This window comes from Streptomyces sp. SID5643 (assembly GCF_009872555.1).
Classification (GTDB): domain Bacteria; phylum Actinomycetota; class Actinomycetes; order Streptomycetales; family Streptomycetaceae; genus Streptomyces; species Streptomyces iakyrus.
In genome coordinates this window covers 1-10,068 of sequence record NZ_WWIC01000201.1, presented here as the reverse complement: position 1 = coordinate 10,068, position 10,068 = coordinate 1, and the positions used below count along the sequence as shown (strand labels likewise).

Below are 10,068 nucleotides of genomic sequence, written 5' to 3'. Positions count from 1 at the left end.
GGCCGCCGCCGGTGCGGCCGCGGCCCGGCGTGCCGCCGGGTCGGGCCAGGGTGCCGGTGCCCTCGGCGCCGGTGCCTCCGGCGGTGCCTTCGGGGGCGGTGCCTCCGGTGGCGGCCGGCTCGCTCCCGGTCAGGGCCCGCGGGCCGCGCTGCCCGGGCGTGACGGGGACGGTGGCCGTCCCGGAGCGCAGGGCGGCGCGCGCGGACCGCAGGGTCCCGGCCCGTCGTCGTTCGAGCAGAGCGGTCCCCCGCAGGGCCGTCCGTCCCCGGCCGGTGCCGGTGGCGGATTCGGTCAGCAGGCGCCGGGCGCCCCGCAGGGTCTGCAGGCCGCGGGCACCAACGGACCGCAGCAGAACCAGGACGCCTTCGGCGGTGGCCGGAGCCGCAAGAAGCAGGGCGGCAACGCCGAGCAGGGCAAGGGCCGCAGGCCGCAGCTGCCGCCGCGCGGTGGTCCGCGGGCCGAGCTGCCCGGTGGTGACGCGCAGCAGCGGGTGCCGAGCTGGAGCGACGAGAACGCCCAGCCGCCGGTGCCGCGTGCGTCGCTGGACGCCCCGCGCGGCCACGAGGAGCAGCCGGACGTCTCGCGTACGGCCGCCCTGCCGCGCGTCGACGACCGCCAGGGTCCCGGTGCGACGGCGGAGATCCCGGCCGTGCCGCACGACGAGAGCAGGCAGGGCTTCGGCTCGCCGACCGACTTCGGTGCGGCCCAGGACCCGTTCGGTCCCGGCGCGAACGCACAGCAGGGCCAGGGTCAGTTCGTCCGCCCGGACGTCTTCGGCACCCCGGGCGGCCGAGGCGACTCGTCCACGTCGGGCCAGTACCCGGCGCCGCAGTCCTACGACAACGGCTCGACCGGCCAGTACCCGGCCCCGCGCCAGGAGAACGGGGCGACCGGCCAGTACCCGGCGCCCCGCCAGGACAACGGCTCCACGGGCCACTACCCGGCGCCCCGCCAGGACAACGGCTCGACCGGCCAGTACCCCGCACCGCGCCAGGACAACGGCTCCGGGCGGCCCACCCTCCCGGGTCCGGCCACGCCGGCCGACCCCGCGGGCACGGGCCGGTACGAGCAGCAGCAGGTCAACGGCGGCCGTGGACCGGCCGACTTCGGCGCCCCGCGGCCGCCCGCCCCGCAGGCCCGGCCCGTCCGGCAGGAGCCCGAGGCCCTGCCGCCGGCGTCCGGTCCGGGCGACGGTCGTACGCCGCTGTACGACACGCTGGAGACCAACTGGTTCCACGGCCAGCAGGAGCAGCAGCCGCAGAACAACGGCTCCGCCCCGGCGGCCCCGCAGCAACCGCAGGGACCCACCGGTCCGCAGCGGTCCGCCGCCCCCGCCGGCTGGCGCACCTCGCCGAACGACGACCTCGTCCGCCAGGCCGAGCGCGTCCGCCAGCCCGCCGCGGGTGGTGTCACCACCTCCGGCCTGCCGCGCCGGGTGCCCCGGGCGAACCTCGTCCCGGGCACGGCACAGCAGCAAACCCACCAGAGCGGTCCGCAGGTCTCGCGTGCGCCCGATGACGTACGCGGCCGGCTGACCAATCTCCGTCGGGGAATCGCACAGGGTCGTCAGGCCGGGTCCACCCAGACCGGCAGCCACCCACGGCCCACTCACCAGCAGGAGCGTTAGTTGAGTCCGATGAGCCAGGCGGCACAGAATCTCAACTGGTTGATCACCAACTTCGTGGACAACACCCCCGGGGTGTCCCACACCGTCGTCGTGTCCGCCGACGGTCTCCTCCTGGCGCTGTCGGAGGGCTTTCCGCGCGACCGCGCGGACCAGCTCGCGGCCGTCGCCTCGGGCCTGACGTCGCTGACGGCGGGCGCTTCCCGGATCTTCGAGGGCGGTGAGGTGGCGCAGACGGTGGTGGAGATGGAGCGAGGGTTCCTCTTCCTCATGTCCGTCTCGGACGGCTCGTCCCTCGCGGTCCTCGCCCACCCCGAGTGCGACATCGGCCTCGTCGGCTACGAGATGGCGCTCCTGGTCGACCGCGCGGGCGCGGTCCTCACCCCCGACCTGCGAGCCGAGCTCCAAGGCAGTCTGCTCCACTGATCGGCCCCGGCACCACCCGTCTCACCACACCACCGTCCGGCTGCCGCACACCCCACACAGGCCCCGTCAGACGGCTTGCTGACCGACTTGCTGTCCCGCCCGGAGGACCCATGACCCCGCCCACCGCCTCTCATGATCCGTACGCGGAGCCGTACGAGGACGAGGGCGACCAGCCGCTGGTTCGGCCCTATGCCATGACCGGCGGCCGGACGCGGCCGCGCTACCAACTGGCCATCGAGGCCCTGATCAGCACGACCGCGGACCCCGCCGCGCTCATGGGGCTGCTCCCGGAGCACCAGCGGATCTGCCACCTCTGCCGTGAGGTGAAGTCGGTGGCCGAGGTCTCGGCACTGCTGAACATGCCGCTGGGTGTGGCCCGGATCCTGGTCGCGGACCTCGCCGAGGCCGGTCTTGTCGCGATCCACCAGCCGGGCGGCGACGACGCCACCGGTGCACCGGACGTGACACTGCTCGAAAGGGTGCTCAGTGGACTTCGCAAGCTCTGACCAGGGTCGATCCACCACCTCCGCGAAGATAGTGGTCGCGGGTGGGTTCGGCGTGGGCAAGACCACGTTCGTGGGTGCCGTCTCGGAGATCAACCCGCTGCGGACCGAGGCCGTGATGACCTCGGCCAGCGCGGGCATCGACGACCTGACCCACACCGGGGACAAGACGACCACGACGGTCGCCATGGACTTCGGCCGTATCACCCTGGACCAGGACCTGATCCTGTACCTCTTCGGTACGCCGGGCCAGGACCGCTTCTGGTTCATGTGGGACGACCTGGTGCGCGGCGCCATCGGCGCGGTGGTGCTCGTGGACACCCGGCGCCTGGCCGACTGCTTCCCGGCCGTCGACTACTTCGAGAACTCGGGTCTGCCGTTCGTCGTGGCCCTCAACGGCTTCGACGGGCAGCAGCCCTACCAGCCCGAAGAGGTGCGCGAGGCATTGCAGATCGGGCCGGACACCCCGATCATCACGACGGACGCCCGGCACCGGGCCGATGCGAAGAGTGCCCTGATCACGCTGGTCGAGCACGCTCTGATGGCACGGCTGAGGTAGCACCCAATTCAGAAGTGCCATACGGCAGTTGTCGTAGATACACCGGAGCCGACTGTGTCCTTTGACACGGTCGGCCAAGGTGTTCATAACGTTTCGGCAGAGGAATCGGGTGGTACGGCCACGCGTCGCGCACATCCGGTCTCGCTGCGCGCACAACAGCCCCGCCTTTTGGCGGGGCTCGCCTCTTTATGACCGTTTTATCTGGGGCTTACATTACGTCGATTCCCCCTCCCTGACTGTTTGGAAGAGCGCTGGTCGTCGTGCTGGAATGCCTGAACTGCCCAATAGTCAATGACGCACTCGTCCATCGAGGCGTGTTGGGCTCTGAACACTGCGGCACAACGTTGGTGCCGACCGCCGAGAGGTTGTTGGTCGAGTGAGGCGAAGCAAGAACAGTCCCGAGCCGTCGGCCCGGGGCAACTTCACCCCGCCGCCGCGCACAGCGGCGCCCGCCCCCGTGCCCGGTTCGGAACCGACGGCCGCGCCCGCCGAGAGCGGCGGCCGTCTCTCTCCGCGCAACTGGCGTGTGGCGACCAGGCTGAACGCGATCCTGCTCATACCCGTGCTGGTCGGCCTCGTCATGGGCGGCTTCCAGGTGAAGGGCTCGATCGACACCTGGCAGGAGGCCGAGGACGCGGAGAACACCGCGCGCCTGGTCCGGGCCGCCCTGGCGTACGGCAACGAACTGCTCACCGAGCGCGACGTGACCGCCGCGCCCCTGCTCCAGGGCAAGGGCACGAAGGATCCGACGGTCGTGAAGGCCCGTGCGAACACCGACAAGGCGGCGGACGCTTTCGACGAGGCCGTCAAGAACATGCCCGACCGGCCCGGCCTGGAGCGGCGCCTGGAGCGCTTCCGCGAGGTCGAGCCGAAGCTCACGCAGCTGCGTGCGGCCGCCTACACCAGCCAGCTCAAGGGCGTGCAGACCGAAGAGGGTTACGTCGAGGTCGAGCACCGGCTGCTGGAGTTCGCCAACGAGCTCGGCCTGGGCACCGGCAACATCACCAGCTACGGCCGCACCGTCTACGCCATCTCGCTGACCAAGGGCGCCCTCTCCCTCCAGCGCTCCATCGGCATGCACCTGCTGATCAAGCCCGGACCGGACGGCGGCAATCTGGCCAGTCAGCGCATCGCGCTGTCCTCGTACGCCTACCTGGAGCGCATCGCCATCCAGGAGTACGAGAGCGGCGGCACCGAAGCGGACTTCGCCAAGCTGACGGCGGCCGAGAAGCAGATCAAGGCCGATGGCGCGAAGATGGCCGCGGACGCCAAGGCCAAGGATCCGGACTACGTACCGCCGCCCGCCAACCCCACCACGATGCTGGCGAGGATCGCGGCGCTGTCGTCCACGGACCCGAGCGAGCGCGCCGAACTCGCCCAGGCAGGCATCACGGCTCAGAACTGGTGGGCCGTCACCACGCTGAAGTTCGACGCGTACAACAAGATCGAGACCGAGCTGGCCGACAGGGCCGTGAGCGAAGCGTCCGACATCGCCGACGACGCCCAGCGTGACGCCTACATCACCGGTGCCGCCGTCGTGGTCGCCCTGCTCCTCGCCTTCATCCTGGCCGGCGCGGTCGCCCGCCAGATGAGCCGCTCGATGCGCCAGCTGCGCAACGCCGCCTTCGGCATCGCCGAGCAGCGTCTGCCGATGCTGGTCGACCAGCTCTCCCGCACCGACCCCGGCCGCGTCGACACCCGCGTCCAGGCCATCCCGATCTCCACCACCGACGAGATCGGCGAGGTCGCCCGCGCCTTCGACCAGGTCCACCGCGAGGCCGTCCGGCTCGCCGCCGAGCAGGCCCTGCTGCGGGGCAACATCAACGCGATCTTCACCAACCTCTCGCGCCGCAACCAGTCGCTGATCGAGGGCCAGCTGACCCTGATCACCGACCTGGAGAACAACGAGGCCGACCCGGACCAGCTGGAGAACCTCTTCAAGCTGGACCACCTGGCGACCCGTATGCGCCGCAACGGCGAGAACCTCCTGGTCCTCGCCGGCGAGGAGCCCGGCCGCCGCTGGGACCAGCCGGTCCCGCTGGTCGACGTGCTGCGCGCCGCCTCCTCCGAGGTGGAGCAGTACGAGCGCATCGAGCTGTCCGGCGTCCCGGAGGCCGAGATCCACGGCCGCGCCGTGACCGACCTCGTGCACCTGCTCGCCGAGCTCCTGGAGAACGCCACCACGTTCTCCTCCCCGCAGACCAAGGTCCGCGTCACCGCGACCCGTCTTCCCGACGGCCGCGTGATGATCGAGATCCACGACAAGGGCATCGGCCTCACCGCCGAGGACTTCGCGGACATCAACCACAAGCTGGCCAACCCGCCGACCGTGGACGCCGCGATCTCCCAGCGCATGGGCCTGTTCGTGGTCGGCCGGCTGTCCGACCGGCACGGCATCCGCGTCCAGCTGCGCCCCTCGGGAGAGCAGGCCGGCACCACCTCGCTGGTCATGCTGCCGGACGCGATCACCCACGGTGGTGGCGGCGAGCAGCACGTGGACCGCGACGAGTTCACCGTCTCGCAGATCATCCCGGAGCAGAACTTCGGCGGCGAGAACTTCAACCAGCAGCAGGGCATGCGCACGGCCGCGGAGCTCGGCTTCGACGACAGCCGCTACTCCGACGTCCCCGACGACATACGCGAGCTGGACCCCGTCGGCCGCTCCCTGATGCGTGAGGAGCGCCGGGCGGCCCTGGAGTCGCAGTCGCACGAGCAGCCCGCGCTGCCCGGCCAGAGCGCCCAGGAGCCGAACCAGGCGACCGGGTACCGCGACGAGTACAACGGGCAGCAGGGCTACGACGCCGGGCAGGCCTACGACACCGGCCAGTCCGGCTACCCGGAGCAGCAGCCGTCCTCGTACGACCGCCAGGCGTCGTACGAGGAGCAGCAGGCGTCCTACCAGGAGCAGCAGGCGTCGTACCAGGAGCAGCAGCAGCCGTCGTACGAGGAGCCGCAGCGGTCTGCGTACGACGAGCAGTACTACGCGCCGAACGGCGGTCTGCCGCAGAACGACACCTTCTCGCCGAACGGCGGCTACCCGGAGCCCTCCTATGCGGAGCCGGCCCAGGAGGAGCCCTCGGCTCCGGGCACGGGCGGGCCGGGCGGTTTCGCCGCGTTCGAGCAGCGGCGCCACCAGGACGACTGGCCGCAGCAGGACGGTTACCGCAACGGCTACCCGAGCCAGTACCCTGCTCAGGCCCCGGAAACGGAATCTGCGCAGGCCGCTGACGCAAGTGAGCAGGACCGCGTAGGCTTCGACCGTCCGGGATCGAGCCCCTCAGCCGCTCACACGATGACCGACGCCGGGCTTCCCCGCCGTGGAGCCACCGCGAGCGGTGCGAACGGTACGGGTGGCGCACGGCACGTGAACCAGGAGCCGCCGGCCTCCGCTGCGGAGAGCAACGGCGACGACTGGCGCTCGGCCAACGACGAGCGGTGGCAGCAGGCTTCGCAGCTCCGGAAGCCCAAGGCGGGCGGGGTCACCTCCTCCGGCCTGCCGAGGCGGGTTCCCAAGGCCAACCTGATCGAGGGAGCCGCCGAGAGCACCCCCCAGGGAGGCCCACAGGTCTCCCGCGCCCCGGAGGACGTCCGGGGCAGGCTGAGCAACCTGCGTCGGGGCGTCCAGCGCGGACGCAGCGCAGGCAGTGAAACGAACGGCCAGGGCTTCGGTCCTGACAGCACCTACAACCAGGAGCGTTAGTGTGAGCCCGATGAGCCAGGCGGCACAGAACCTGAACTGGTTGATCACCAACTTCGTGGACAACACCCCGGGGGTGTCCCACACGGTGGTGGTCTCCGCCGACGGACTCCTTCTGGCGATGTCCGAAGGCTTCCCCCGCGACCGCGCCGACCAGCTCGCGGCCGTCGCCTCCGGTCTGACGTCTCTGACGGCAGGCGCCTCCCGGATCTTCGAGGGTGGCAGCGTGAACCAGACGGTTGTGGAGATGGAGCGGGGATTCCTGTTCATCATGTCCATTTCCGACGGTTCGTCCCTCGCCGTTCTCGCACATCCGGAGGCGGACATCGGCCTCATCGGGTACGAGATGGCTCTGCTGGTCGACCGAGCCGGTACGGTCCTGACACCGGACCTTCGTGCAGAGCTCCAGGGGAGCCTGCTCAACTAACAGACGGACGGTGCGTTTTGGCGTCCCGTGGCCGTAAGGTTTCGGGACGCGGCTCCACAGCGATGGGTGCCAGGCACAGTCGGAGGAGGAGAAAGTGGCAACACCCCCAGGCGGTTCGTCTTCGGGCAACTGGTCGTACGGCCCTGCCCAGGGCCAGGGCGACGGTGGTCAGAACCCGAACCGTTACAACTTCCCCTCCGCACCGAGCCACCGGCAGCCGTACACGCCGCAGGGCCCCGGCCCGTCGCCGTACGACCAGCCGTCGGCCCCGCGTATCCAGCCTGTGCAGCCGCAGCGCCGCACCCCCGAGCCGGCGCCCGCCGGGGCGTCGAACAACCCCCTGGTGCGTCCGTACGCCATGACCGGCGGCCGGACCCGCCCGCGTTACCAGCTCGCCATCGAGGCGCTGGTGCACACCACCGCGCAGCCGCACCAGATGCAGGGCCAGTTGCCCGAGCATCAGCGGATCTGCAACCTCTGCCGGGAAATCAAGTCGGTCGCCGAGATCTCGGCGCTCCTCACGATCCCTCTCGGCGTGGCCAGGATCCTCGTCGCCGACTTGGCGGAGGCGGGACTGGTCGCCATCCATCAGCCCGGCGGCGACGAGAACGCCGGCGGCCAGCCAGACGTGACACTGCTCGAAAGGGTGCTCAGTGGACTTCGCAAGCTCTAGCGGAGGGCCTTCCCGCTCCACCACGTCCGCGAAGATCGTGGTGGCTGGCGGCTTCGGCGTGGGCAAGACCACGTTCGTGGGTGCCGTCTCGGAGATCAACCCGCTGCGCACAGAGGCCGTCATGACGTCCGCTTCGGCCGGCATCGACGACCTGACCCACACCGGGGACAAGACGACCACGACGGTCGCCATGGACTTCGGCCGTATCACCCTGGACCAGGACCTGATCCTGTACCTCTTCGGTACGCCGGGCCAGGACCGCTTCTGGTTCATGTGGGACGACCTGGTGCGCGGCGCCATCGGCGCGATCGTGCTGGTCGACACGAGGAGGCTCGCCGACTGCTTCCCCGCCGTCGACTACTTCGAGAACAGCGGCCTGCCGTTCGTCATCGCCCTCAACGGCTTCGACGGCCAGCAGCCGTACACGCCGGACGAGGTCCGGGAAGCCCTCCAGATCGGTCCGGACACCCCGATCATCACGACCGATGCCCGGCACCGGGCCGATGCGAAGAGTGCCCTGATCACGCTGGTCGAGCACGCGCTGATGGCGCGGCTCCGGTAGTTCCCTCGCTGTGGGACAGCCCCTGGCGGCCTTCGGGCTGCCAGGGGCTGTCGCGTTGCCGGGTGCGGACCGTGCGGGGCTGGTCGCGCAGTTCCCCGCGCCCCCAACAACAAGAAGGCCCCCCGAGGGGGGCCTTCTTGTTCGGTGCGGGGTCAGCGCCAGCTGTGCGGGGCCCTGAAGCCCGGCTCGCGTTCCAGGCGGCGCCAGCCCGCCTTGATGCGGCCGCGGTGGGCCGGGGTCGGATCCGTGGGGCGGGCGGCGGCGCGGGCCAGGAGGATGGCCGTGATGGCGGCGACCTCCTCGGGCTCGGCGTGGCCCTTCTCGACGCGGATATCAGCAGATTCCATGGGTGTCAGTCTCCGTGAGGAAGATGTCCGCCGGGTTACTGCGGCGGGTTGCCGTGCTTGCGGGACGGCAGGTCCGCGTGCTTGGTCTGGAGCATGGCGAGGGACTTGATGAGCACCTCGCGGGTCTCGGCGGGGTCGATGACGTCGTCGACCAGGCCGCGCTCGGCCGCGTAGTAGGGGTGCATCAGCTCGGACTTGTACTCCTTGACCATGCGGGCCCGCATGGCCTCGGGGTCCTCGGCGTCGGCGATCTGGCGGCGGAAGATGACGTTGGCCGCACCCTCCGCGCCCATGACGGCGATCTCGTTGGTCGGCCAGGCGTAGGTGAGGTCCGCACCGATGGACTGGCTGTCCATGACGATGTACGCACCTCCGTAGGCCTTCCGCAGGATCAGGGAGATCCTGGGCACGGTCGCGTTGCAGTAGGCGTAGAGGAGCTTCGCGCCGTGGCGGATGATGCCACCGTGCTCCTGGTCGACGCCCGGGAGGAAGCCGGGGACGTCCAGAAGAGTGATGATCGGGATGTTGAACGCGTCGCACATCTGAACGAAGCGGGCTGCCTTCTCGGAGGCCTCGATGTCCAGCACACCCGCCAGCGCCTGGGGCTGGTTGGCGACGATGCCGACGACCTGGCCGTCCATCCGGCCCAGGGCGCAGATGATGTTGCGGGCCCAGCGCTCGTGGACCTCCAGGTAGTCGCCGTCGTCGACGATCTCCTCGATGACCTTGGCCATGTCGTACGGCCGGTTGCCGTCCGCCGGGACCAGGTCCAGGAGGACGTCCGAGCGGCGGTCGGCCGCGTCAGAGGACTCGTGGCGGGGCGGGTTCTCGCGGTTGTTCTGCGGGAGCATCGACAGGAGGTAGCGGACCTCGGCGATGCAGGTCTCTTCGTGGTCGTAGGCGAAGTGGCACACGCCGGAGGTCTCGGCGTGGACGTCGGCGCCGCCCAGACCGTTCTGCGTGATCTCCTCACCGGTGACCGCCTTGACGACGTCCGGGCCGGTGATGAACATCTGCGAGGTCTCGCGGACCATGAAGACGAAGTCGGTCAGGGCAGGGCTGTAGGCCGCGCCGCCGGCGCACGGGCCGAGCATCACCGAGATCTGCGGGATCACGCCCGAGGCCTTGGTGTTGCGCTGGAAGATGCCGCCGTAGCCGGCGAGCGCCGAGACGCCCTCCTGGATGCGGGCACCGGCACCGTCGTTCAGCGACACCAGCGGGGCACCGGCCGCGATGGCCATGTCCATGAT

At 70.5% G+C, this 10,068-nt stretch carries 9 protein-coding genes and 1 pseudogene; 8 read left to right on the top strand and 2 right to left on the bottom strand.

Translation table 11 applies throughout. The features are described 5' to 3' along the window. The 8 genes and pseudogenes from GTY56_RS22630 to GTY56_RS22595 form a co-directional block, all read left to right on the top strand. Window positions 1-1,627, top strand: a pseudogene (locus GTY56_RS22630) (nitrate- and nitrite sensing domain-containing protein); the annotation flags it as partial. Between the two features lie 9 nt (window positions 1,628-1,636). Beyond that, complete coding sequence (locus GTY56_RS22625) at window positions 1,637-2,050, top strand: roadblock/LC7 domain-containing protein (protein WP_031138073.1); 414 nt, start codon at window positions 1,637-1,639, stop codon at window positions 2,048-2,050. A gap of 110 nt (window positions 2,051-2,160) precedes the next feature. Further along, complete coding sequence (locus GTY56_RS22620; RefSeq protein ID WP_030851927.1) at window positions 2,161-2,556, top strand: DUF742 domain-containing protein; 396 nt, start codon at window positions 2,161-2,163, stop codon at window positions 2,554-2,556. Beyond that, complete coding sequence (locus GTY56_RS22615; protein ID WP_102911445.1) at window positions 2,537-3,112, top strand: GTP-binding protein; 576 nt, start codon at window positions 2,537-2,539, stop codon at window positions 3,110-3,112. Before GTY56_RS22620 ends, GTY56_RS22615 begins: the two co-directional genes overlap by 20 nt. A 376-nt stretch (window positions 3,113-3,488) precedes the next feature. Further along, entirely contained in the window at window positions 3,489-6,812 is a 3,324-nt protein-coding gene (locus tag GTY56_RS22610) for a nitrate- and nitrite sensing domain-containing protein (protein WP_161367158.1), read from the top strand. A 10-nt stretch (window positions 6,813-6,822) separates the two neighbouring features. Continuing rightward, window positions 6,823-7,236 (top strand): roadblock/LC7 domain-containing protein, encoded by a 414-nt coding sequence (locus GTY56_RS22605; RefSeq protein WP_004983065.1) that lies wholly within the window; start codon window positions 6,823-6,825, stop codon window positions 7,234-7,236. A 94-nt stretch (window positions 7,237-7,330) separates the two neighbouring features. Next, entirely contained in the window at window positions 7,331-7,909 is a 579-nt protein-coding gene (locus GTY56_RS22600) for a DUF742 domain-containing protein (RefSeq protein ID WP_161367157.1), read from the top strand. Then, window positions 7,890-8,471 carry a GTP-binding protein gene (locus GTY56_RS22595; RefSeq protein ID WP_014675207.1) on the top strand — a complete coding sequence of 194 codons (582 nt, stop codon included), beginning with the start codon at window positions 7,890-7,892 and terminating at the stop codon, window positions 8,469-8,471. The genes GTY56_RS22600 and GTY56_RS22595 overlap by 20 nt, the downstream gene beginning before the upstream one ends. Before the next feature lie 152 nt (window positions 8,472-8,623). Here the strand turns inward: GTY56_RS22595 and GTY56_RS22590 are convergent, their stop codons facing one another. Next, the gene (locus tag GTY56_RS22590) at window positions 8,624-8,818 is read right to left on the bottom strand and encodes an acyl-CoA carboxylase subunit epsilon (protein WP_142159151.1); all 195 of its coding nucleotides are present in this window, start codon (window positions 8,816-8,818) and stop codon (window positions 8,624-8,626) included. Between the two features lie 35 nt (window positions 8,819-8,853). Next, window positions 8,854-10,068, bottom strand: a 1,215-nt coding sequence (locus GTY56_RS22585; protein ID WP_161367156.1) for an acyl-CoA carboxylase subunit beta, incomplete at its 5' end; no start/stop codon positions are given.

What these genes read in the sequence shown, in the direction of transcription:
- GTY56_RS22625 (WP_031138073.1), top strand. Translation starts at nt 1,637, where the DNA reads ATGAGCCAGGCGGCACAGAATCTCAACTGGTTGATCACCAACTTCGTG.
- GTY56_RS22620 (WP_030851927.1), top strand. Translation starts at nt 2,161, where the DNA reads ATGACCCCGCCCACCGCCTCTCATGATCCGTACGCGGAGCCGTACGAG.
- GTY56_RS22605 (WP_004983065.1), top strand. Translation starts at nt 6,823, where the DNA reads ATGAGCCAGGCGGCACAGAACCTGAACTGGTTGATCACCAACTTCGTG.
- GTY56_RS22590 (WP_142159151.1), bottom strand. Translation starts at nt 8,818, where the DNA reads ATGGAATCTGCTGATATCCGCGTCGAGAAGGGCCACGCCGAGCCCGAG.